The organism is Clostridium sp. AWRP, from assembly GCF_004006395.2.
Lineage (GTDB): Bacteria > Bacillota > Clostridia > Clostridiales > Clostridiaceae > Clostridium_B.
Map to the genome: position 1 here is coordinate 1,747,625 of NZ_CP029758.2, position 24,638 is coordinate 1,772,262.

At 32.4% G+C, this 24,638-nt stretch carries 24 protein-coding genes and 1 other annotated feature; of the genes, 20 read left to right on the forward strand and 4 right to left on the reverse strand.

Annotation, left to right across the window (positions count from 1 at the left end; translation table 11 throughout):
- Positions 1-31: 31 nt before the first annotated feature.
- Positions 32-550: a DJ-1/PfpI family protein gene (locus tag DMR38_RS08105; protein ID WP_127720800.1), complete on the reverse strand. Its 519-nt coding sequence runs from the start codon at positions 548-550 to the stop codon at positions 32-34.
- Positions 551-689: 139 nt separating this feature from the next.
- Here DMR38_RS08105 and DMR38_RS08110 point away from each other — a divergent pair, with 139 nt between their 5' ends.
- From DMR38_RS08110 to DMR38_RS08165, 12 genes are all read left to right on the forward strand, one after another.
- Complete coding sequence (locus tag DMR38_RS08110; protein WP_127720801.1) at positions 690-1,076, forward strand: helix-turn-helix domain-containing protein; 387 nt, start codon at positions 690-692, stop codon at positions 1,074-1,076.
- A 168-nt stretch (positions 1,077-1,244) separates the two neighbouring features.
- The gene (locus tag DMR38_RS08115) at positions 1,245-1,805 is read left to right on the forward strand and encodes a PadR family transcriptional regulator (protein WP_127720802.1); all 561 of its coding nucleotides are present in this window, start codon (positions 1,245-1,247) and stop codon (positions 1,803-1,805) included.
- A gap of 18 nt (positions 1,806-1,823) precedes the next feature.
- Positions 1,824-2,525: a flavodoxin family protein gene (locus DMR38_RS08120; RefSeq protein ID WP_127720803.1), complete on the forward strand. Its 702-nt coding sequence runs from the start codon at positions 1,824-1,826 to the stop codon at positions 2,523-2,525.
- Between the two features lie 14 nt (positions 2,526-2,539).
- The gene (locus DMR38_RS08125; protein WP_127720804.1) at positions 2,540-3,184 is read left to right on the forward strand and encodes a VC0807 family protein; all 645 of its coding nucleotides are present in this window, start codon (positions 2,540-2,542) and stop codon (positions 3,182-3,184) included.
- A gap of 49 nt (positions 3,185-3,233) precedes the next feature.
- Positions 3,234-3,550, forward strand: a binding site (T-box leader).
- Positions 3,551-3,603: 53 nt separating this feature from the next.
- A complete protein-coding gene (trpE, locus tag DMR38_RS08130) occupies positions 3,604-5,034 on the forward strand; it encodes an anthranilate synthase component I (protein WP_127720805.1) in 1,431 nt (476 codons plus the stop codon).
- 1 nt (position 5,035) lies between these two features.
- Positions 5,036-5,641, forward strand: a complete 606-nt coding sequence (locus DMR38_RS08135) for an aminodeoxychorismate/anthranilate synthase component II (protein ID WP_127720806.1) — start codon at positions 5,036-5,038, stop codon at positions 5,639-5,641.
- Positions 5,607-6,620 carry an anthranilate phosphoribosyltransferase gene (gene trpD, locus DMR38_RS08140; RefSeq protein ID WP_127720807.1) on the forward strand — a complete coding sequence of 338 codons (1,014 nt, stop codon included), beginning with the start codon at positions 5,607-5,609 and terminating at the stop codon, positions 6,618-6,620. The genes DMR38_RS08135 and trpD overlap by 35 nt, the downstream gene beginning before the upstream one ends.
- 13 nt (positions 6,621-6,633) lie before the next feature.
- Positions 6,634-7,410 (forward strand): indole-3-glycerol phosphate synthase TrpC, encoded by a 777-nt coding sequence (trpC, locus tag DMR38_RS08145; protein WP_127720808.1) that lies wholly within the window; start codon positions 6,634-6,636, stop codon positions 7,408-7,410.
- A 13-nt stretch (positions 7,411-7,423) separates the two neighbouring features.
- Entirely contained in the window at positions 7,424-8,053 is a 630-nt protein-coding gene (locus tag DMR38_RS08150; protein WP_127720809.1) for a phosphoribosylanthranilate isomerase, read from the forward strand.
- On the forward strand, positions 8,053-9,228 hold the full coding sequence (gene trpB / locus DMR38_RS08155) for a tryptophan synthase subunit beta (protein ID WP_127720810.1): 1,176 nt from the start codon (positions 8,053-8,055) through the stop codon (positions 9,226-9,228). Before DMR38_RS08150 ends, trpB begins: the two co-directional genes overlap by 1 nt.
- Complete coding sequence (trpA, locus tag DMR38_RS08160; protein ID WP_127720811.1) at positions 9,228-10,013, forward strand: tryptophan synthase subunit alpha; 786 nt, start codon at positions 9,228-9,230, stop codon at positions 10,011-10,013. The genes trpB and trpA overlap by 1 nt, the downstream gene beginning before the upstream one ends.
- A gap of 115 nt (positions 10,014-10,128) precedes the next feature.
- The gene (locus DMR38_RS08165; protein WP_127720812.1) at positions 10,129-12,186 is read left to right on the forward strand and encodes a glycosyltransferase family 39 protein; all 2,058 of its coding nucleotides are present in this window, start codon (positions 10,129-10,131) and stop codon (positions 12,184-12,186) included.
- A gap of 123 nt (positions 12,187-12,309) precedes the next feature.
- On the opposite strand, the gene DMR38_RS08170 is transcribed toward DMR38_RS08165, so the two are convergent.
- Both DMR38_RS08170 and DMR38_RS08175 read right to left on the reverse strand, forming a co-directional pair.
- Complete coding sequence (locus DMR38_RS08170) at positions 12,310-13,404, reverse strand: NAD(P)-dependent alcohol dehydrogenase (RefSeq protein ID WP_127720813.1); 1,095 nt, start codon at positions 13,402-13,404, stop codon at positions 12,310-12,312.
- Positions 13,405-13,419: 15 nt separating this feature from the next.
- Positions 13,420-15,363 carry an FAD-dependent oxidoreductase gene (locus DMR38_RS08175; protein ID WP_127720814.1) on the reverse strand — a complete coding sequence of 648 codons (1,944 nt, stop codon included), beginning with the start codon at positions 15,361-15,363 and terminating at the stop codon, positions 13,420-13,422.
- 242 nt (positions 15,364-15,605) lie between these two features.
- Here DMR38_RS08175 and DMR38_RS08180 point away from each other — a divergent pair, with 242 nt between their 5' ends.
- From DMR38_RS08180 to DMR38_RS08200, 5 genes are all read left to right on the forward strand, one after another.
- The gene (locus DMR38_RS08180; RefSeq protein WP_243124489.1) at positions 15,606-16,508 is read left to right on the forward strand and encodes a LysR family transcriptional regulator; all 903 of its coding nucleotides are present in this window, start codon (positions 15,606-15,608) and stop codon (positions 16,506-16,508) included.
- Positions 16,509-16,736: 228 nt separating this feature from the next.
- Positions 16,737-17,078: a PadR family transcriptional regulator gene (locus DMR38_RS08185; protein ID WP_127720815.1), complete on the forward strand. Its 342-nt coding sequence runs from the start codon at positions 16,737-16,739 to the stop codon at positions 17,076-17,078.
- The gene (locus DMR38_RS08190; protein ID WP_127720816.1) at positions 17,071-17,652 is read left to right on the forward strand and encodes a permease prefix domain 1-containing protein; all 582 of its coding nucleotides are present in this window, start codon (positions 17,071-17,073) and stop codon (positions 17,650-17,652) included. Before DMR38_RS08185 ends, DMR38_RS08190 begins: the two co-directional genes overlap by 8 nt.
- A 59-nt stretch (positions 17,653-17,711) precedes the next feature.
- Positions 17,712-18,560 carry a CPBP family intramembrane glutamic endopeptidase gene (locus DMR38_RS08195; RefSeq protein WP_127720817.1) on the forward strand — a complete coding sequence of 283 codons (849 nt, stop codon included), beginning with the start codon at positions 17,712-17,714 and terminating at the stop codon, positions 18,558-18,560.
- 125 nt (positions 18,561-18,685) lie between these two features.
- Positions 18,686-19,978, forward strand: coding sequence for a S41 family peptidase (locus DMR38_RS08200; RefSeq protein ID WP_127720818.1), 1,293 nt, complete (start codon positions 18,686-18,688; stop codon positions 19,976-19,978).
- Positions 19,979-20,022: 44 nt separating this feature from the next.
- Here the strand turns inward: DMR38_RS08200 and DMR38_RS08205 are convergent, their stop codons facing one another.
- The gene (locus DMR38_RS08205; RefSeq protein ID WP_127720819.1) at positions 20,023-20,691 is read right to left on the reverse strand and encodes a DUF6033 family protein; all 669 of its coding nucleotides are present in this window, start codon (positions 20,689-20,691) and stop codon (positions 20,023-20,025) included.
- 416 nt (positions 20,692-21,107) lie between these two features.
- On the opposite strand from DMR38_RS08205, the gene DMR38_RS08210 reads away from it, so the two are divergent.
- From DMR38_RS08210 to DMR38_RS08220, 3 genes are all read left to right on the forward strand, one after another.
- Entirely contained in the window at positions 21,108-22,841 is a 1,734-nt protein-coding gene (locus tag DMR38_RS08210) for a histidine kinase N-terminal 7TM domain-containing protein (RefSeq protein ID WP_127720820.1), read from the forward strand.
- A 9-nt stretch (positions 22,842-22,850) separates the two neighbouring features.
- Positions 22,851-23,519: a response regulator transcription factor gene (locus tag DMR38_RS08215; protein ID WP_243124582.1), complete on the forward strand. Its 669-nt coding sequence runs from the start codon at positions 22,851-22,853 to the stop codon at positions 23,517-23,519.
- A gap of 209 nt (positions 23,520-23,728) precedes the next feature.
- Positions 23,729-24,637 (forward strand): biotin/lipoyl-binding protein, encoded by a 909-nt coding sequence (locus tag DMR38_RS08220; protein ID WP_127720822.1) that lies wholly within the window; start codon positions 23,729-23,731, stop codon positions 24,635-24,637.
- Position 24,638 lies beyond the last annotated feature (1 nt).

Sequence of the window (24,638 nt, forward strand, 5' to 3'; positions counted from 1 at the left end):
GTCTTTATTAAATTGTAATTTTGCCAAATTATTAGCTTAATGCTTTAACCAAGGATTTTCCAAATTCTTCAGCACCATCTGGGCCATCAGCGGTGATAATGTCATTATGTGCAACAACATGCTGCTTAACATAGGTTACATTATTTGCTTTAAGTACTTCTTTTTGTACATCAACTGGATAGCAAGTTGCTTCTCTTCCAGAAAGCAGTCCTGTTTGTGCTAAAGTAGCTGAACCAGCACAGATTCCTGTTACAAGAACTTTATTTTTATATGCTTGTTTTAAATAATTCAATACTTCTTGGTTTCCCCATATATAATCGTTTGTACCAGATCCTCCAATTACAGCAATGACGTTGTAGTCTGTAGCAGTAACATCTGAAAAGACTTTTTCGGAAACTACTTTACCTTTGTAGTCACCAATAATTTCACCTGTTTTAGTACTTGCAACAGTTACCTTAACTCCAGCATTTTCAAGTGCCTCTTTTGGTTTAAATAATTCATCTTCATTAAACCTTTCAGGTGGTATAATTAAAAGGGCTTTTTTACTCATAATTTTATTCCTCCTAAAAATCTTTATTCCTATTTAACAAATTTATATTACTATATATTTGGTGCGGTGTTAAGAGTGCACTTTTTTGTAACAAGGTTACAATTAGGTTACTATTAAAATATATAAGGAGGCAGAAACAATGTCAGATACATTTAGAGATGAAATCAAAAATAAAATATTAAATGGGGATTATGACTGTGAAAAACAACTTACTTTATCAATTATAAGTGGAAAGTGGAAAATAGTTATTCTATGGCATTTAGGTGTTGAAGGGGCACATCGTTTCAGTGATCTTCAAAGGCTATTCCCCAAAATATCTCATAAAACTTTAGCAAATCAACTAAAAGAATTGGTGGAAGATGGAGTTGTACATCGAGAGGTTTATCCGGAAGTTCCTCCGAAAGTCGAATACTCTATGACTGAGCTAGGAATGACACTACTTCCTATATTGGAAATGATGTATGATTGGGGAAAAAAGCGAATGACAGAAATAAAAAAACAAATAGATAAATCAAGCTATTTTTAAGCCACATTCCTATAGTTAATAGGGATGTGGCTCTATTTATAATGTTTTAATATATTCAACTAATTGTGTTTATTAAAATTTAATTTAAATATTGATTTTATATATCACTATGATATAATAAATAACATAATATATCATAGTGATATATAAAACAGAGGTGAAATTGAATTGTCAAAAGTAAATAAAACAAAATATGCTATTTTGGGAGTACTTAGCCATATATCAGGATCTGGATATGATATTAAAAAATTTTGTGATTCTTCTATAAACTATTTTTGGAATGAGAATTATGGACATATATATCCTGTACTAAAGAAAATGGAAGAAGAAAAACTTATAACAAAACAGGTTGAACAGACAGAAGGAAGACCCAGTAAAAATGTTTATTCCATTACAGAAAAGGGAAGAAAAGAACTAAAAGAGTGGATTATGCTTCCTGTGGAAAGTATTCCTAACAGGTCAGAGCTTTTACTAAAGATTTCTCTTTCAGGAAATGTACCTACACAAAATGTTATTCAAAAAATTGAGAATGTAAAAGAAGAGTGCGAAAAAGAATTTGAGGAATATTCGAAAATTGAAGATGCATTTAACACAGGAAAGATAAAATTGGATGAAAAAAATTTAGCTTTGTGGAAGTCGACTGTTAGGTTTGGAAAATATATTGAAGAGGCAAAATTAAAGTGGTGTGATGAAACACTGAAAAGTTTAGAAAATATAAAAGATTTATAGATTAAGGAGATGTATAAAATGAAAGTGTTAGCTTTAAATGGAAGTCCAAGGGGAGAACAGGGAAATACAGAGGTTATTTTAGAAAATTTCCTTAAAGGATGCTCGAAAGCAGGAGCAGATGTAGAAACTATATATCTTAAGGATAAAAAGATAAACCACTGCAGCGGCTGCTTTACATGTTGGACAAAGACGCCTGGAAAATGTGTTTATAAGGATGATATGAGTGAATTGCTAGATAAAATAAAAGAAACAGATGTAATGGTATATGCAACTCCTCTATATTATTTTACTGTAACTGGAATAATGAAAGATTTTATGGATCGTATGCTTCCTATGAATAAGGGTGAAATAGTTAAAAAGGATGAAAAATATTCTCATATCCGTCGATTTAGAAAAGAACCAGTAAAGACTGTTTTAATCTCAAATTGTGGGTTCCCCGGCAGATATAATTTTTCCGGCTTACTTGAAACTTTTAAAGTTATGACTAAGGGAAATCTTGCAGCGACAATTTTAAGTGATAAAGGTGGGGTACTTGCTGCTTCTAAAGATAACGATATGCTGAAAAAATTGTATGAACCTTTCTTTGAGGCAGTAGAAAAAGCTGGAGAAGAAGTTATAAATTGTGGATATATAAAAGATGATACACAAGCTATACTTGACAGAGATGTTATTGATACGGAAATGTATTTAAAGAATGCAAATAAAAATTGGAATGAATAAATTGGAGGTTAGGTATGGAAAAGTCATATGCCAATGGTGCGAAAAATAAAGGTTCAATATTGAGAAATATATTTAATAGGGATTTTGTTGTAAGTGCTATAGTACCTGTTGTAATATTTTATGTTTTTAATAAATTTAAAATGACTCTTAGTGGAATCATATTTTCTGGTTTGTGGAGCATAGGTGTTGTTATAGCAAATTTTATTAAAACAAGGGAACTTAACGCTCTAGCAGTAATTGCTGCAGCTTTTTCAGGAATTGGTTTGGTGGGAAGTATTATTTCTAGAAATGCTGCCTTTTATTTTGTATCTCCTCTGGTTGGAAACGCCTTGGTTTCTTTAATCTTCTTTTTGTCCTTATTGTCTAGGAAATCTTTGATTGAAGTAATAGTGGAACAAAGTTATTTGAAAAATGCTCCAGAAAAGATGAAAAATGATAAAGAACATAAATTTGTTTGGAGGTTTCTCAGTGCAATATGGGGATTTGGTAATCTAAGTCAAGTGATTTTGGGCGCTATACTTCTTAAAGTTGTATCCATGAGCTTATACTATGCTGTAATTAATATATATGGTAATATTTTAAGTATTTTACTCCTGGCATTTTCTATCACATTCCCCAAAATATATTTCAAAAAGAAAAGACAAAAGATTAAAAATTAGTATTGACAACGGGGAAAAAAAGCTTTAATATATAAAACAAGTTAGTAATATAAAACCTGTGAAAAGAAATAGTAAATATAGAAATTTAGTTTAAGCGAATTTGGGGTAGTGTAAGCCAAGTACTGTAGTCTGTATTGAATGGGTCTTGGAGGTGTAATGCAAAATTATAGTAGCAAAAACCGGTAGTCTACCGTTAAAAGGACAGGGTATCGAGTAAATCTGTACCTGGAAAAGATAGTTTGTATTTAGGTGGCATAACGAAATTCAACATTTCGTCCTTTAAGGATGAGATGTTTTTTATTTTTCAAAAAATTCACCATAAATGGAGACTAATTTGGGTGGCAACACGGTCATTTCGTCCCAGTTTGAGGATGAAATGGCCTTTTTTGTATAAATTTAAATCAAAGAGGTGGTATTTTGTGATCAATCTTAAAAAAGAAGAATTTTATTATTATAAAAATTTGAAAAAGACCTTTCCTTTATTTATAAAAATGAATGGAGATGAGATTACCCCTATAGGTATTTATTACAGCTTGGAAGGAAAAAATAAATTCTTATTTGAAAGTATATATTCTGAAAATGAAATAGGAAGATATTCTTTTGTAGGAATGAATCCCTATAGGAAGATAAAAAGCTGCGGAAATGAAATATGTGTAGAAGATGAAAGCGGAGTAAGAAATGTTCAGGGAAAAGTGTTGGATTATATAAAGAAATATTTAAATGTACCTTATGATAGCCTTGGACTTTCCATACCATTTACAGGAGGAGCTATAGGTTATGCAGGATATGATGTAATAAGACAGTATGAAAAGCTGCCAGTGGAAAATGAAGATGTTTTAAAAACACCGGAAGCATATCTCATGTTTTATAAATCTTTTGTGTGTTATGACCATTTTAAGCATGAAGTTTATTTTATTTACAATGTGGCAGAAGAGGGTGAAAGTTCTTACGAAAGTATTGTAGACTCTCTGGAAAGTTTGAAGGACATGATATGTACAAGTAATGTTATTCATAAACTTTCAGAAGTTAAAGAACGCAAAAAATTTACATCGAACGTTTCAAAAGAAAAATACTGCAGCATGGTAGAAGAAGCAAAGGAATACATAAAAGCTGGTGATATATTTCAGGTAGTTTTGTCACAAAGGCTGAAATTTGAAAGTACTTCAGATCCTTTTGAAGTGTACAGAAGATTAAGAGCTAAAAATCCTTCACCTTATCTTTTTTATATAGACTTTGAAGAATTTAAAGTAGCAGGTTCCTCTCCAGAAAGTTTAGTAAGTGTAAAGAATGGACGGGTTATGACTAATCCTATAGCAGGTGCAAGACCAAGAGGCAAAACTTTAGAAGAGGATTTAAAATTAAAAACAGAGTTATTAGAAGATGAAAAGGAAAGAGCAGAACACGTGATGTTAGTGGATCTGGGGAGAAATGACATAGGGAAAATAAGTGAGTTTGGAAGTGTAAAACTAGATAGATTTATGGATGTAGATTTTTACTCTCATGTTATGCATATAGTTTCCAAGGTTTCAGGAGATTTGAGAAAAGATTTGGGATATTTAGATGGATTAATATCTTGTTTGCCTGTAGGAACTGTATCTGGAGCACCTAAAATAAGGGCTATGGAGATAATTGATGAGCTTGAAGATACTAAAAGAGGTATATATGCTGGTGCAGTTGGATACTTTTCACTTAATGGAAACATGGATACCTGCATTGCCATAAGGACCATACTCTTTAAAGATGGCCATGCGTATGTTCAGGCTGGTGCAGGAATTGTGTATGACTCTGTTCCAGAAAGAGAATATCAGGAAACATTAAATAAAGCTATGGCTATGATAGAGGTGATATAAGATGATACTTTTAATAGATAATTATGATTCATTTACTTATAATCTTTACCAGTATATTGGTGAAATATATGAGGATATAAGAGTTTTTAGAAATGACAAAATATCACTGGATGAGATAGAGAGGTTAAAGCCTGAAGGAATAATACTTTCCCCAGGACCCGGTATTCCTGAAAATGCAGGTATATGCATAGAGGTTGTAAAAAAATTTGGAAGTAAAATTCCTATTTTGGGGATATGCCTTGGGCATCAGGCTATTGGATGTGCTTACGGTGGAAAAGTAGTGAGAGCAAACAATATAATGCATGGAAAGACATCAGAAATAAGCATAGTTCCAAATAAATTATTTAAAAATTTGGAAAATTCTATAAATGTTATGAGATATCACTCTCTCATAATAGAAAAAAACACTTTACCAGAAGAACTTGAGGTAATGGCAGAAAGTTTGGACGACAGAGAAATAATGGCTGTGAAGCACAGAGAATATGAAGTTTATGGACTCCAATTTCATCCGGAATCAATTCTTACAGAGAAGGGAAAGCAAATAATAAAAAATTTTTTAGGGGGGATTTGTAATGTTGCAGCAGATAATAGAGAGAATCATATGTAAAAGTAATTTGGAGGAAAGTGAAGCCTATGAAGCTATGAATGAAATAATGCAGGGAAATGCAGAAGATTCCCAAATAGGAGCTTTTCTAGTAGCCTTGAGAATGAAAGGTGAAACTGCAGAGGAAATAACAGGATTTGCAAGGGCTATGAGAGATAATGCAGAGGATTTAAAACTAGAGTCTGAGTATGTCATTGATACTTGTGGAACAGGAGGGGATGGAGGAAGAACATTTAATATATCCACAGCAGTATCCTTTGTAGCTGCAGCTGCAGGAGTGAAAGTGGCAAAACACGGCAACAGAGCAGTATCAAGTAAAAGTGGGAGTGCAGATGTACTTGAAAAGTTAGGCTTTAATATAAATTTAGAACCAAAATATGCTTCCAATTGTATTGATAAAAACGGTATGGCATTCTTGTTTGCTCAAAAGTACCACCGTGCAATGAAAAATGTAGCCGGTCCAAGAAAACAATTGGGTATAAGAACTGTATTTAATTTATTAGGTCCTCTTACGAATCCAGCTTTTGTAAAAGGCCAGGTACTTGGAGTATATGATAAGAATTTGACTCACACAGCTGCAAAAGTACTTTCAAACTTAGGTTGTGAAAGAGCTATGGTAGTTTGCGGAGAAGATGGACTTGATGAAATAACTAATACCTCTAACACCTATGTGAGTGAATTAAAGGATGGAAAAATATCAGATTATAAAATAAATCCAGAAGATTTTGAAATTAATGTATGCAGTATGGATGACATAAAAGGATATACTGCTGAAGAAAATGCAGCACTTATACGTAAAATCTTTCAAGGAGAAAAAGGTGCTAGAAGAGATATTGTAGTTTTAAACAGTGCAGCAGCTTTATATGTAGGAAAAGCATGTGAAAGCATGGAAGAAGGAGTGAAGATGGCAGAAGGCATTATAGATTCTAAAAAAGCTTATGAAAAGATGAATGAACTCATAAAGTGCAGTAATAATTTTTAGGAGGCATGAAAAAATGATACTTGATGAAATAGTGAAAGCTAAAAGGCCTCAATTGGAACTTGAAAAACAAAATATGCCTCTTACTAAAATAATAGAAGGATGCAGCAGTAAAGTTACAAGAGATTTTAAAAAACTACTTGGCAAAGAAGAAATATCTATTATTGCAGAGATAAAGAAAGCATCACCTTCAAAAGGTATTATTGTAGAAGATTTTGATCCTGCCAGCATAGCCCAAATATATGAAAGCATAGATATAGATGCAGTGTCTGTACTTACAGAAAAAAATTTCTTTAAGGGAAGTGACAAATACATAAGCAAAGTAAAAGTGGCAAATTCAAAGCCCATTTTAAGAAAGGATTTTATAATTGATACCTATCAAATATATCAATCCAAATTTATAGGTGCAGATGCTATTTTGCTTATAACAGCCATCTTAAAAGATAAATTAAAAGATTATTACAATTTGGCACAAAGTATTGGACTTCAATGTCTGGTGGAAGTCCATGATGAAAAAGAACTTGAAATTGCACTTGAAGCTGGATGTTCCATTGTAGGAATTAACAATAGAAACTTAAAAGATTTTACAGAAGACTTGAAAAATACAGAAAGAATTATAAAGAAAATACCAGATCAAGTTTTAGTAGTTTCTGAAAGTGCTATAAAGACTCCAGAAGATATAAGGTACTTGAAAGGTTTAAGTGTAAGTGCAGTGCTTATAGGAGAAACTTTTATGAGAAATATTAAAGATGAGTACAAATTAAGAGATTTTATAAAACAGTCCAAGTTTTGAAAAGGGTGAATTTATGACATTAGTAAAGATATGTGGTATAAGGCAAGTTGAAGATGTGAAAATTTTAAACAAGCTCCTCCCAGATTATGCCGGATTTGTGTTTTGTGAAAGTAAAAGGCAGGTTACTTTAAAATTAGCAGAAGAGCTTATTAAAAATTTAGATAAAAAAATAAGGCCAGTGGGAGTTTTTCAAAACAATAGTTTGGAAGAAGTGAAAAATACAGCAGAAATGTTGAAGTTAGATGTAATCCAGCTTCATGGAAGGGAAGATGAAAGTTATATAAAAAGTTTGTATCCATTTAAAATATGGAAAAGCATGAGCATTGAGGTAAAAGCTTCATTAGAAAATTTAAAAGACAAGATAGATAAAATACCAAATTGTAATGTGGAAGCAGTACTTGTAGATAGTAGTATAGGTGGAAAAACTGGAGGTACAGGTACAAGTTTTAATTGGAATGTATTAGAAAACTTAAATATAAATAAGAAATTGGTACTGGCAGGGGGGCTTAATCCAGATAACATAAATACTGCTTTAGAATGTGTGAAACCCTATGCAGTAGACGTATCTAGCGGGGTTGAAGAAAATGGTGTAAAGAGTTTTGAAAAAATAGATCAATTTATAAAGAAAGTGAGGAATTTTTAATGGATGGAAGATTTGGAAAATTTGGAGGACAGTATGTACCAGAAACAATAATGAATGCAGTTATGCAGCTTGAAATGGAGTTTAATAAAGCAATAAAAGATGAAAAATTTATAGAGGAATATAGGTACTACCTTAAAGATTATGTGGGAAGAGAAAATCCACTGTATTTTGCAAAGAACTTTACTGAAAAATTAGGCGGAGCAAAAATATATCTTAAAAGAGAAGACTTAAATCATACGGGAGCACATAAAATAAACAATGCACTAGGGCAGGTGCTCCTTGCAAGGAGAATGGGTAAAAAAAGGGTTATAGCTGAAACAGGAGCTGGACAGCATGGGGTAGCTACAGCTACGGCAGCTGCTATCTTTGGCATGGAATGTGAAGTATTTATGGGTGAAGAAGACATAAGAAGACAAGCTCTTAATGTATTTAAAATGAAAATATTAGGATCAAAAGTAACATCTGTAACTTCGGGAACGGGAACCTTAAAGGATGCTGTAAATGAAGCTATGAGAAATTGGGTGTCAAATATAGAAGATACCTTTTATGTAATAGGTTCTGTAATGGGACCACATCCTTATCCAACTATGGTTAGAGATTTTCAAAGGGTAATTGGAGATGAAGCTAGAAAGCAGATTCTGGAAAAGGAAGGAAGACTTCCTGATTATGTCATAGCTTGTGTAGGCGGTGGAAGCAATTCCATGGGAATTTTTTATCCCTTTGTAGAAGATACTTCTGTAAATTTGGTAGGAGTAGAGGCTGCAGGAAAAGGACTTGATACAGATGAACATGCAGCTACTATATCAAAGGGCTCTGTAGGGGTAATTCACGGTATGATGACTTACGTACTTCAAGATGAGGATGGTCAAATACTTCCTGCTTATTCTATATCAGCAGGACTTGATTATCCGGGAATAGGACCGGAACATGCATATTATCATGATATAAAAAGGGCAACTTATGAATCAGCTACAGATAAAGAAGCAGTGAATGCATTTACTTACCTGTCACAGGTTGAGGGAATAATTCCAGCACTTGAAAGCTCTCATGCACTGGCTTATGCAATGAAGCTTGCTCCAAAACTCAGTAAGGATAAAATAATCATTGTAAATTTATCAGGAAGAGGAGACAAGGATATAAACACTATAGCTAATATAATGGGGGTGGAATTATAATGAATAGAATAGATTTAAAGTTTTCAAAGCTAAAGGAAAGAGGAGAAAAAGCTCTAATACCATTTATAACTTCTGGAGATCCAGATTTAGGCACTACTGTAGAATTAGTAATTGCAATGGAGGAGGCAGGAGCAGATATAATAGAACTTGGAATACCTTATTCAGATCCTCTGGCAGATGGACCTACTATACAGGCATCTTCAAATAGATCCCTTAAAGGCGGAACGAAAATAGTAGGTATAATGGATACAGTGAAAAAGATAAGAGAAAAAACAGAAGTACCTCTTGTGTATCTTGTTTACTATAACTCTATATTCAAGTATGGCATGGAAAAGTTTATAAGAGAGTGCAGCCAGTGCGGAGTAGATGGTATTATAATACCAGATCTCCCTATAGAAGAGAGAAAGGACATCGCAGCTATTGGAAAAGAATATAATGTACATCTTATTCCACTAGTAGCACCTACTTCAAAGGAGAGAATAAAAAAGATAGTAAAAGATGCGGGTGGATTTGTATACTGTGTTTCTGTAAATGGTGTTACAGGTACAAGAAGCAGTATAAATACTGATATTGAGGAATATATGAATATAATTTCAACTTATACAGACGTTCCAAAAGCACTTGGATTTGGAATATCCTCAGCAGAAATGGCTGCAGAATTCAAGCCTTATTGTGAAGGCATAATTGTGGGAAGTGCAGTAATTAAAAAGATAGAAGCTGGAAAAAGTAAAGAAGATATAATTAAAAATGTAAAAAAGTTTATTAAAGAATTAAAATTAGCTTAATGCAAAAAATGCTATTTTCACATTGTTAATAAATTTGACACTCAAATAACATATTTGTAATGTAAATTTAATTAGAATTAGATTATTCATATTTGCTTGAAAGAAGGTTGGTATAGTGAATAAAAAAATTAAATTTACAAGAGAAAGTATTTTGTTATCATTAATTTTAATATTATCTGCGGTGTTGAATTTTGCTAATTTGGGTATAGAAGGAAATGCAAATACTTTTTATGCTGCAGGTGTAAAAAGTATGATGATGAATTTTAAAAATTTCTTTTTTGCATCTTTTGACCCAGCAGGTTTTGTAACCATTGATAAGCCACCTTTAGGCTTTTGGATTCAAACTATATCTGCAAAAATATTTGGATTTAGTGGATGGAGTATAATTCTTCCACAGGCTCTTGCAGGAGTAATTTCTGTTGCAATTATATATTTTATTGTTAAAAGATCTTTTGGAGCTTCAGCAGGACTTATTGCAGCATTGTGCCTTGCAGTAACACCAATATCTGTAGCAGCAGCTAGAAATAATACTATTGATAATTTGCTAGTTATGTTTTTATTGTTAGCATGTTTAGCTGCACAGATAGCTGCTGAAAGAGGCAAAATTAGTTATCTCATATTGAGTTTGGTTCTTATAGGCATAGGATTCAACATAAAAATGGTTGAAGCCTATATGGTAGCACCTGCTGTATATATAACATATCTTCTTGCTTCTACTATGAGTTTTAAGAAGAAAATAAAGGATCTTATCTTAGGTACAGTTGTACTTTTAGTAGTATCACTATCCTGGGCTATAGTTGTAGACTTGGTGCCAGCAAGCAGCAGACCTTACATAGGAAGCAGTACCAATAATACAGTTATGCAGCTTATAATAGGTCATAACGGATTAGAAAGAATTGGAATAAACGGAAGAAATGCTGATAAAGGTGAAAAACAGCAGGGAACATTAAAAAATGAATTTAATAAAAACAATATTAAAAGAACAGCAGGCTTAGGTGACTTTAGAAACAGATCTAATGGATCAAATAAAAATAAGTCATATGTTAATAATGCACAAGGCGGTATGAGATCTAACTCAAAGTCCGGTATTTTTAGATTATTTGGTAATGGCAATATGTCAGATCAAATATCATGGTTTTTATTATTTGCTGTGATTGGATTTATTGCTGCAGCCATAAAGGAAAAGTTAAAGGCTCCTTTTGATAGTAAAAGAAAGTTATCTTTAATATTATGGGTTATGTGGTTATTGACTGAGTTCATATATTTTAGTTTTTCAAAAAATGTAACGCACACATACTATTTAACAACAATGGCACCATCTATTGCAGCTTTGACTGGAATCGGATTGTCAGCTATGTGGACATTTTATAAGGAAGGTGGCTTAAAATCCTGGATTTTACCAATAGGACTTATTGCAAATGGTTGTGCTGAGATACTTATTTTATCTTATAATTATAATAGATCAAATGGATACAAGATTGTAATTATAATAACAGGGGTTTTGTGCATTCTATCTTCACTAATATTATGTATAATTAATTTAATTAGAAGTAAAGAGAAAAGTTCAGGTTTTAGTAATAATACAGCATTAAGTAAAACACTGGCTAGTATTGCTTTTATAGGAATTTTAGCTGCTCCTACAGTGTGGTCATTTACTCCAATGATATACAAAATGAATGGAAGCAGTCCGTCAGCTGGATTGGAGCTTGCAAGGAGTAATCAGCAAAGAGATATGGGTAACACCAATAACTCAAAACTCATAAAATTCTTAGAAAATAATAAAACAAATGAAAAGTACCTTGTTGTAGTGCCTTCAGCTAATTCTTATGGTTCGGATTTAATACTTAAAACTGGCCAACCTGTAATGGCACTTGGAGGATTTAGTGGATCAGATCCTATACTTACAGTAGACCAGTTCAAAAAATTAGTTAGTGATGGAGCTGTAAGGTATGTTTTGGTAAGTTCAGGTAATGGCAGAGGCTTTATGGGTTTCGGGGGTTCTGGAAGCAGTTCGAATAATGATATTGCTAATTGGATTAAGAAAAATGGAAAGGTTGTTCCAGATAGTAAATGGAATAATTCTAATACGTCCAAGAACAAGGCTGAAAATCAGAGAACTAATGGATTTGGCGGAGAAAACAATTCTATGAAATTATATGATTTAAGTAAATGAGGCAAAATGGAGGTATTGAAGTAAAATAAACAGAGTTCTTGGCATAAGATGGAGTTTTGACTCCACCTTATGCTTATTAAAATGAAAGTAAACTTCATTTATAAACTTCATTTTTTCAGCCATTTAATTTATTTTTAATACAGCTTTAATAACTTTACCATTGTGAGAGTCTTCAAAAGCTTTGTTAATATCTTCAAAATCATAGAATTTAATTAATTTATCAAATGGAAATTTGCCTTCTTTATAGTATTGAATTAATTGAGGAATAAATAACTTTGGAATAGAATCACCTTCTACAATCCCAATTAGAGATTTTGCTTCACCCATTAATTCTTCTTGTACGTTAATGGTCAAATCTCCAGTTGCTCCCAAAACTACTGCAGTACCTAAGAAACGAACACAAGCAAGAGCTTTCTTTACAAAATCACCAACTCCAGTGGTATCAATTGCATAGTGGCATCCTCCATTTGTGATTTTCTTAATTTCACTAACTATATCATCAGTTTCTTTTCTGTTTATAGTATGAGTTGCTCCAAGCTCTTTTGCAAGTCCTAAACTGCTTGGATTTCCTCCTACTGCAATAATTTTTGAACATCCTGTAATTTTAGCTGCCATAATAGCACTCATTCCTACAGTTCCACATCCAAATACCGCAATAGTAGAACCAAATTTTGGATTTAATCTATTTAATACAGCACCTGCACCTGTTTGAATGCCACACCCTAGGGGTCCCACCAATGCAAGATCTATATCATCATCAACCTTTATTGCACTGTTTTGATTTACCACTGCATAAGTTGCAAAGGAGGATTGTCCAAAGAATGAAGATATTTCTTTTCCATTTTGTGAAAGTCTCTTTGTACCATCACTCATAACACCACCAAAATTAATTGCATTAAAATTCTCACATGCATGTTGATGTGCACTTAGACAGTTTTCACAATGTCCACAAAACCCAAAGGAAAACCCAACATGGTCACCCTTTTTAAAGTCAGTAACACTACTACCAACCTCTTCTACAATACCACAACCTTCATGTCCAAATACTGCTGGTAAAGGTACCGGAATTGCTTGTAGTTTTGAAACTTCATCAGTATGACAAACACCACTTGATACTATTTTTACAAGTATTTCATCTGCCTTTGGTGCTGCTAATTCTATCTCTTCAATTTTAAAATCTTGTCCTTTTTCATGAACTACTGCCGCTTTTATTTTCATAATAATCCCCTTTCTTTAAATATCTAGTGCACGATAGTATCCGTTTGTAACTGCATCAACAACACGACCCGGCTTGATACAGTCACCTGTTTCAAATACACGTGGTGCTGCGTTATAGAAGCTGTCTGCAACTGCACGGTCAGCTTTCATACCTGCTGTTAACAAAATGCTGTCAGCCTCAAAAGTAACTTCACCATCGGTTGTCTCACAGACAAGTCCTTCAGCTGTAACAGCCTTTGCCTTTGTATTTACATTAATCTTGATATTGCTGCCCCGCATTGCCCTTACCATTGCATTTTTGTGCATAAAGTAAGAATCTGCTGCCCAGTCGCTTTTCATCTCAACGATTGTAACATCCTTTCCAAGGCTATTCAGATAAATTGCAGATTCGCATCCAACAAGACCTCCGCCAAGGATAACAACCTTGTGTCCAAGTGCAGGAGCTTTTTGATGAAGGACTTCAAGACCAACAACTTTCTTATTATCAATTCCAGGGATTGGTGGAACAATCGGTTTAGCTCCAATAGCTGTAATAATGACATCAGCATTCTCTGCTGCAGCCTGCTCGGCAGTAAGCTCTGTATTCAAACAAACCTCAACGCCTGATTTTTCCAAACGTCCTTTTAATACGTTTACAAAGTTGAACATATCCTTCTTAAAAGGAATATATTGTTCAGAAAGAAGCTGTCCGCCAAGTTCACTGCTCTTTTCATAAAGAGTAACAGAATGGCCACGATCAGCGGCTGTAATAGCTGCTTCCATACCGCCTGGACCACCGCCAACTACGATAACTTTCTTTGGCGTTGTGACTGGGAATGCATGTTTATTTTCCAGTTCATTACCAATAATTGGATTTAGTGCGCAACAGAATGTTCTATTTGTTAAATAATTGAAGAAACAGGTATAGCAGCGGCAGCAGCGATTAATATCATTTGCATTTCCTGAAAATGCTTTCTCCGGGAAATATGGATCAGCCAGTGATTGACGTGCAATTTGTATGATATCTGCTTTTCCTGAAGCAATAATTTCTTCCATCATGTCCGGATCATTTAGTCCACCTAATGTAGCAACCGGTGTCTTCACGTGCTTTTTAATCTCAGACGCAAGATATACATTATATCCATGTTCAATAAACATAGATGGGTGAGTAAGTGTAAATACCTCTGGATCCTCATGAATACCGGCAGAAACATGGATAATATCCACCTTTCCATCCAGCATTTTGGCCATCTTTATGCCTTCTTCGATTGTGTATCCATCTTTCGTATACTCTGCTCCACTCATACGGAATTCAATTGGATAATTAGGTCCAACAGCTTCACGTACTTTTTCTATTACCAGTAGTGGAAAACGCATACGATTCTCCAGACTGCCTCCCCATTTATCTGTTCTGTGATTCATGGTTGGAGAGCTGAACTGACCAAGCAGCCATCCATGACCACCATGGATAAGTACCATGTCAAAGCCAGCTTCTTTCACTAGCTTTGCACCTTTAGCAAAACAATCCGCAACTCTATAGATATCCTCATCTGTCATGCTGCGAACCTGAAGTCCTTCTGGATTTATTTCATCATTGGGCCCAATTAATGTGCCATCAGCATTGCCATGACTACGGGCATTGCCATATTTTCCTCCGTGGGCGAGTTCCATTACTGCATTACAATTGTGACGATGCATGGCGTTTGCAGCTTCCTTAAGTGAAGGGAGAGACATTATGTCATAGAGCTTTATTTCCTTTGTGTGTGTACGACCAATAGCATCTACAATACCAAGACCAATGGCTACACTGGCAAGACCACCGCGTGCACGATTTTCATGGAATGCGATTTCTTCTTTCCTCATATTACAGTCTGCACCTAATTCCGGGTTGGACATAGGCGCACCAAAAATTCTGTTTTTAAAAGTAACTCCATTAATCTTAATAGGACTGGCAAGATATGGATAATATTTGTTTTTCATATCCTTTTCCTCCTTTTTTATCTAAGTTTGATAATTTCTTGACACATTAAGTATATATGATAAAATTAAGACAAAAAAGAAGAAAAATTATTGTATATCTACAACCAAAAGGTTGCATGTAGAAGATTGCTTCATGAACATTTGCAATTTTTAATTATAGTTGTGCTATTTTCTATAAGAAATTTATTATACAATGTGTGATAATTTATTATATTTAAAAAAGTTATAAAGGAGGATGAGTTATGACATTCAGACAAATGGAAGTCTTTATAGAAGTATGTGAGTGTAAAAGTATCAATAAAGCATCTGCGGTATATCATGTGTCCCAGCAAGGCATATCCAAAATAGTCCGAGAACTGGAAAAAGAGCTGGGATGCCAACTGCTTTACAGAAATAGAAATGGAGTATCTCCCACAAAATATGGTGCGTATTTTCTGGATGAATGTCGTATTATTCTGGAACGAAAAAAATATATGTATTCCCATATTTCTCAGATAAAAGATGTGCCTCAGGAAACCATTTTTCTTGGTATGGCCTTTGGCGTAATTTCTGTACTGCCTTATAAATTGATTACAGATTTTGAGAATACACATCCACACGTGAATATTGAATATTCAGATCATGCAGACTTTTATTTGGAAGAACTTTTGAAAAAAGATGAATATGATTTCTGTATTACAACTGGTGTTACAGATGCAGACCGCTTTTCTGCTGAATGTTTAATGCAAGAACATACATATTTGTGTATTCCGTGGACACACGAATTATACCACAAAAAACATATCCAGATAAATGATTTGAACTGTCAACGATATGCCATGTTTAACACACAATTTCACATACGCCACAATTTCGTTGCGACTTGTCGAAATGCAGGATTTAACCCAATTATTGATATATCATCTGGTGATTTCAACTCCTTAAGAGAGATTGCACAACATAATAACCTTCTGTTTGTTGTTCCGGAACATACCATACGTTCGGATGATTCCAAACTCAGATATTATAAATTCCCGGATGATAACTTTAGCTGGAACGTATATTTTGTAAAGAAAAAAAACAAAGTGCTAACTGAAAATATGTTGGCATTTTATCGATATATAAAACAACAACTTCCTAAACTCAACAATCATGAGGTACAATAGTTTTCCATGATCTTAATGAATAGCAAGCTCAACCTTTTAAATATCCCTTGTACCTATTGAGGCCACTGAAAAACTTTAGTTTTTTAGTGGCCTGCTTTTATTAGCTGTATTTTTTTGAAAAAGTACTTGATAACATTTAGTAATATGTCTTATAATATAGTAAAGAACTATATTTATATTATGATGTACTTTTAAAGATGAACTAATTTAGTTAGGAGTGCTGCTCTAATGGAATTTGAAAAGGAATTATTAAAAGGCTATATTGACATAATCGTTTTATCAGTTTTAAAACATAAAGATATGTACGGGTATGAAATAGGAAAAACAATAAAACAGGAAAATAAAAACTTTGAAATGAAGGAAGCAACTTTATATGTATCCTTAAAAAGAATGGAAAAGAGAAATTACCTGGAAGGATACTGGAATGACGATGAAAATAGTGGCGGTGGAAGAAGACGCTATTACAGAATTACACAAGAAGGTTTGAATTTTTTCGGAGAAAAAGTTCAGGAGTGGAGGGTTCTTAGGGAATTATTAGATCATTTTTTGGGGGTGAATATTAATGAATAAAATTGATTTGTATGTAAAACGTATTTGCAGCAAATTCAATGGATCTGACAAAGATATCCAAATACTTAAGGAGGAACTGACATCAAACCTGAATGATGAGGTGTCAGAGCTTCAAAATCAAGGTCTCAGTGAAGAGGAAAGTATACAAATTGCTTTAAAAAATTTTGGCGAAGAAAACAATGTTATTTTAGAAATGAACAGCATATGGATAAGAAAAAGTGAGGTTACTTTGAAGATTATAAAAACGGCAATTGCAATTTTCATAATTGGATGTGTTTTCCTTGCAATTCACATCGCTTTTAATAATGACAGTGTTATTTTTCAAAATTTTACTTCTTTACTTTTTAACATTTCTTGGATTATTGGGTGCATTGCTTTTTACCAACACATTAATATTGAGAACAAAAGCGGATTTTTAGCTCTAATAGTCCTATGTGATATCGTTTTTAGCGGATTTTTTGTTTGTTGTATACTTTTTCCAAATAACATAAAAGAAACCTTACTCATTATATTCGGTATTGTATTAATTACAGTTTTAGCTATGAAGGTATATTTCATCAAGAATAAACTTTAAAATCTAAATTAAAAGTATGCTAAAATAATAAAATTTAATTTTTATGGGGAGGTTTTATTATGTCTAACTTAAATCCTTTTAAAATTTTATCAAATCTTGAAAATGAAAAATCAGAGGTTAAGAAGCTGACTATCACAGATGCAGTAGTTGCAGTAATTTCGTATATGCTGATATCGTTGTTTACTTTAGAAATCAGTTTAAGTGTTATTCGTTCATCCAGCAATAGTATATTACAATTGTTACTATCTATTTTTGTAGTAGGAGTTACTTTTTTTGCAGTCACTGCAGTATTTTATGCATATTACATTACTAATCTTAGTAAAGATAAAATCAAAGAAAGACCAGTAAAAAAATTCACTTTAATTAATGTATTACTTCTAATACTAATTGTTTTAGGTTATCTTATGTTATTTAATTCACTTCTGATGCCAATAGATAAAATTCTTCCAGGATTTAGTTTATTTACGGAAGGCATACAACTTATTAGTAAAAATCCTATATTTCTTATTGGATATTTAGGTATTATTGGACCTTTATTAACAGAGTTTGTATTTAGAGGGATTATTGTCGGTGGACTCTCAAAAAAAAATTCCAGCCTAAAAGCGATACTGTTATCTTCACTTCTATCCGGGATATCTACTTTTACCCCTGCAGGATTTATGTGTTTTTTTATACTTGGAATCTTATTAGGTTATCTTTATATAAAAACTCATTCATTATATTTGTGTATAATTGGAGATATACTTTATAGCGCAATTACAAGCATTTTGCTTCAATACTATCCACAGTTTTTAGTACTAATCAGTTCAAATATTCTTATTATAGCTATGTTAACTGTCATTGGGCTTTTGATAATATATTTTGGCATGAAAAAACTTTTCTCAAATATTGCAAAAATGTCACTTTAAATGGTAAAATGTAAGCTAATTCTATGGCAGAATATATAGAAATGAACTAAAATAAGTATATCAATACATTTATAGAGACAAAAAACTTAAAAATGTTTAAATTCTTTGACATACAGGGGGTATTTATGAAATTAAAGAAAAGAAAATTAGTGGTTATACTAGTAATAGCAGCTATTATAATTGCTGCAGCGGGAATATTTGCTTACAACTTGTTTAATAGAAAAGTAAGTTCGCCTGTACTCAATAATGCAAATAGAAATGAAAAGTGGACAGCAGATTTAAAGTTTGTAAAAAATGAACTGCCTAAAAAGCATAAAAATCTGTTCTTTTCAAAAAGTAAGGTTGAATTTGATAGGAATATGGATTTACTTATAAATAAAGTTGATAAATATAATGATATGCAAATTAAATGGGAGCTTACAAAAATAATAAGTTCTATAAATGACAGCCATACATCTGTTGTTATGCAATCCAAATCATCGTACCCTGTAAGTTTTTTTCAATTTGAAGACGGAATTTACCTGGCAAATTCATCTTTAGCATATAAAGATTACTGGGGTAAGAAATTAGTGGCAGTAAATGGGTATTCCATAGAACAATTACACTCAAAACTTGATCCTATTATATCTAAAGATAATAAAGCTATTTTGAAAAATCAATTTTGCAGTTTACTTAGGTTCCCGGGTGTGCTTAAATTTGCAGGAATAGCAAAAAAGGATGATGCAGTTTTTACTTTTGAGGGGCCATCAAATATTAGTGTTACTGTAAAGCCTTTAAATAAAGAAGAATTTGATAAAACTAAATTTTTATCTGATGATCCCAAATATATAAATAATATTCCACTTTCAAAGCAAAATTCAGATAAAAACTATTGGTTTAAGTACATTGAAAATAGTGGTGTAATCTATGTGAAATACAACAGTTGTTCGAATATGAAAAATTATTCTTTTTCAAGCTTTACAAAGGATGTATTTAAAACTCTTGACAGTAAAAAAGCTAAAACGTTAGTTATAGATTTACGTGACAATGGCGGTGGAAATTCTAAAATGTTTGATTCTTTTCTAGATGAAATAAAAAAGAGAAGCAATATAAATAAAAAAGGAAATTTATATGTAATTATAGGAAGAAAAACATTTTCTTCTGCAATATTGAATACTATGGATTTAAAAAACAGTACAAATGCCCTGCTTATTGGGGAACCAACTGGCGGGAAGCCAAATCATTTTGGTGAGGTTAAAATAATACATTTATCAAATACCAATGTAGATATACAGTATTCTAGTAAGTATTTTAAAACAACAAGTAAAGATACGGATTCTATTTATCCTGATGTAAATATTACTTTAAAAGCATCGTCTTATTTTAATGGTAAGGATGATTTTTTAAACTATATTTTATATAGACAAAGTATTAAGTAAAAAAAGTGTACCTGCATTTGAAAAAAATACGGGTACACTCTTTTTTAACTATTTGAGTCGAGTAAATTTATATTGAGATTATTAAACAAGTTATTATTGTAACTTTTAGCAGCTTGCTTTTGTAGATTTGCTTTTTTAATATCTTCTGCAGCTATTTGTGATAACATTCTATTTTCTGCTTTTCTCTGTTCCTTTAGTCTCTTTAACCTTTTTTCTAATAATTCATCAAATTGAGTCATAAGAGATGGGCTACTTTTTGAAGACGGATTATCAGTTGCAAGACCACCAGCACTGCACATATCGCCATTTGCATCATAATAACTACCAAGGCTTGTTACTTTGTTACCACCCATTTTAGCTGCATTTTTCAGCCAATTTAAAGCCATAGGTTCATCGCCAAGGTTTTTCTCAAGTTTTGCTGCAATTTTTGGATCGTTTGCTGCTTTTTTTAAATAAGCTGGATCAATTGTAATGGGTGCATGATCTATGTTGGTACTTGTTGCTATCATTGCTCCCTTTGAAAAATGACCAACCATGATGTTTAAGTTTGGAAATTTAGCACAAAGCTGTTTATAATATTCGTCTACAGAATTACTTGTAGTTTTAGATGTTGAGTTAGACTCAGTAACTGATTTTGAAGCGTCAGTTTTTGTATTAATATTTGATTGATTGTAATTATTTGAAGCATAATTAGTATATAGTCCTAGAGACATAAAAATTCCACCTTTCTTTTAAAAATATATCTTTTATCATCATAAATTACTATAGTTAACATTATTTTCATATACTCCATTATCGAAGTAAAAATAATATGCTTTAACAGAATGTAATAAATTGTATATTACGAATTGTTTAAATAAAAATATTGGAAAACAAAAAACAATAGGTATATAATGATAATAGCTTTCAATTTTAATAGAAATAGAATATAACTAATGTTTTTTGTTACTTTAGAAAAGGTTAGTACAAGAAAAATAGGACAACCATATACATAGATCGTTTTTTATGGTATTAAATATATTTTTGATCATACTATTATTTTAGAATTCATAAAATTAGGGAGAACATTATCTTCTATTTGTTAAATTATAACATTTTGTTTCAAATTGTTAAGGGTTGAATATTAATTTTGAGAAAAGAAGGAGAAGTTATGCAGTTTCAATATATTCCATACACAGGACCACTCATTGTATCTGCATTTACCTCACTATTTTTAGGAATAAATATATTGCTTACCCGAAGAAATGCTAAAGGTGCTAGTAGTTTCATACTTAGTATGCTAGTAGTTACAATATGGTCTTCCTGTAATGCTCTTGAAATGTCAGCTGTTGACTTTAAAACTAAGCTTTTTTGGGCAAATATGCAGTATTTTGCTTACTGCTATTCTCCTGTAACTTTGCTTGCATTGTGTATGCAATTTACAGGATATGATGATAAAATTAAAAATAGAAAGGTTCTATGGTTTGCGGTTATACCCACAATTATTGTGATATTTGTGTGGACTGATCAATTGCATGGTTTGGTAAGATATGATATGTACATGGATTATAGTGGACCTTTTCCAGTTATTTTAAAAAAATACGGTCCCGTCTTTTTTGTACATATGATTTACTCATATTTTTTAAATATTACAGCACTAGTGCTTCTCATAAAAACTATCTTTTCTCCAAATGCAGCTTACAGAAAGCAAGCAATTGTACTATTCTTTGGAGTAATCTTAATTGTAATACCAAATATGTTATATATTTTAGGATTTGGTCCTGTGAAAAGATTCGATATCACTCCGGTATTTTTTGGCCCCGCAGGATTGATTATTGTTTTGGGAATTTTTCGTTTCAAGCTATTTGAGATAGTACCGTTAGCAAGAGCTACAGTAATTGAAATAATGGATGTAGGTATGTTAGTTATTGATTCGCAGAATAGGATATTAGATGTAAATCCTGCTTTTGAAAGAATTGTAGGTTTAAGTGCCTCACAGATTTCTGCTAAAAGGGCAGGAGAAGTATTTAATCAAATTCCAGAATTAAAAATTGCTTGTATGGATAGAAGTATTACACATGCTGAATTTTCTATAAATCAAAATCAAAATCTAAAAATTTATGAATTATTTTTATCTCAACTTACAGATAATAGAGGTATTTTTATGGGAAGGCTAGCTGTAGTATATGAGATAACTGAAAAAAAACAAGCTCAACGAGAATTTTTAAAACAACAGCGGAAACTTGCCGTTATTGAAGAGAGAGAGCGGATGAGCAGGAATATGCATGATAACCTGTGTCAGGTATTGGGGTTTATTAATGTTCAGGCTCAAGGTATTAGACAGGAACTTATAAACGAAGGAGTGGAAACAGCATCACATGAGATTGACAAGCTGGTAAATGTTGCCCAATCAGCTCATAATGAGATAAGAGAGTATATTCGTAATGTGGTAAATACAACATCTATGGAAAAAAACTTTATTGCGGTATTAAAAAAGGATATATTGAATTTTGAAGAACAGACTAATTTAACAGTAAATTTAAATATTCCTGGTGAATTTACAGGTGAAGAATTGGAGCCAAATGCACAGTTTAATTTACTTAATATTATTAGAGAAGCCATGAACAATATTAGGAAACATGCAGAAGCTTCTAATGTGAAAATAACATTCTTATTTTCACAGAAGCGATTATTCACTATTATAGAGGATGATGGAAAAGGATTTCATAATGTATTGAAAACTAATTGTTCTAAGAACAACTTTGGATTAGATATTATGAAGAAACGTGCAGCAGAGATAGGAGCTCGAATTAATATTAAATCTGAGCTTGGAAAGGGAAGCCGAATTGATATTTGTTTACCTATTAAAAGGGAGGAAATATAGGTGAAATTAATGCTAGCAGATGACCATCTTTTATTTTTAGAAGGTCTTCAATATATGCTTAAGACTTATGGCATAGAAGTTGCAGGGACAGCAAGAGACGGGGGAGAGGCTCTTGAAAAGGCCAGAATATTAAAACCGGATATTATTTTAATGGATATCAGTATGCCTATGTGCAGCGGAATAGATGCATTGAAATTAATTAAGGCTGAAATGTCATATATTAAAATTGTAATGCTTACTGCATCTGAAGATGATAGCGATCTTTTTGATGCAGTAAGATATGGAGCATCCGGATATATTTTAAAAAACACCGATGGAAAAGAACTTCTGAATATGTTGGCTGATCTTGAAAAAGGTCAGGTTACCCTTTCACCGCATATTGCTACCCGAATTTTGAAAGAATTTGGATCTAGCTATATAAAGGGTAATATTTTTTATGAAAATAAACTAGAGCATAAAAACAAAAAGTTACTGACAAAACGTCAATTAGAAATATTAAAAATGGTAGCTAAGGGAATTACTTATAAAAAAGTAGGAGAAACTCTAGGAATTACAGAACGAACAGTTAAGTATCATATGGGTAGAATTATAGAGTTGCTTCATGTTGAAAATAGGTCACAGGTAATTGCTTATGCAGCTAAGATAGGTGTTGTAAAGGATAAGAGAGATAATATGTGAATGGTTTTTTAATATTTGTTAAGAACTGATTTTATAAAAGTACAGGATATCTTGTATAAAGATACTGTACTTTTTTTGTGTAGACTGTACTTTAGTACATTGTGGGGAAATATATAGAAGAATATAATTTAAGGTGTTAAATGATCTTTATACATATATAGTAAAATATGGTTATTAAATTGCAGTTATAGAATTGGGGGTGTTGATTTATGAAAAATAATATATTCAGAAAAACGTCTTTGGAGAGAATATCTTCTCCTGAACAGTTAAATGAGTATATAAAGATTGTAAATCCGGGGGTATTTGGCATATTAATAGGACTTATAGCTATCATTGCTTCTGTAGGCTTGTGGTCTATGTTTGGAAGCATATCTGATACTGTTCAAGTAAAGGGAATGGTATTTCCACAAAATGGTATTGTAAATGTTATTTCCTCAGTTGAGGGTCGTATAAGTGATGTGAGGGTAAAAGAGGGAGACTTTGTTAATACGGGACAAATTATTTCGATTGTACCACAGGATAACCTTATAAAACAGATTAATGAAATGAAATTAAATGGTGATTCGAATAGTAAACAAATAAACTCACTTGTATCTCAGTATGAAAATACGTCTATTATTTCATCTCCTGTTTCAGGAATGGTAATAAATGTTATGAAAATGGGAGACAGCGTTTCAACTGATAAGCCTGTTGCAAAAATTATAAAACAAGAGAAATATGCAAACGATAAACAGGTTATTTGCTACGTATCAGCTTCTACGGCAAAAAAGCTTTCGATGGGTATGGATGTTCAGGTGTCACCTGATTTTGCATCAAGGGAAGAATACGGATATATGTATGGACGTATTACGAGTATAGGTGAGTATCCTGTAACTTCTGATGAAGTTGATTCAGCCATGGGTGGTTTGGAGAATAAAAGTAATCTTTTACCTGGAGGAAGTGCTATAGAGGTAAAGATAAATCTTACTATGGATCCTAATTCTTCAGATTTGATAAAATGGTCTAACAAAAAAGGTGAAAATACTCAGATAGGAATAGGTACAAACTGTAACATATTAATTGTATTAAACAAGCAGCATCCTATTAAACTTATTTTCTCGGGAAGTCAGGAGGATTGAA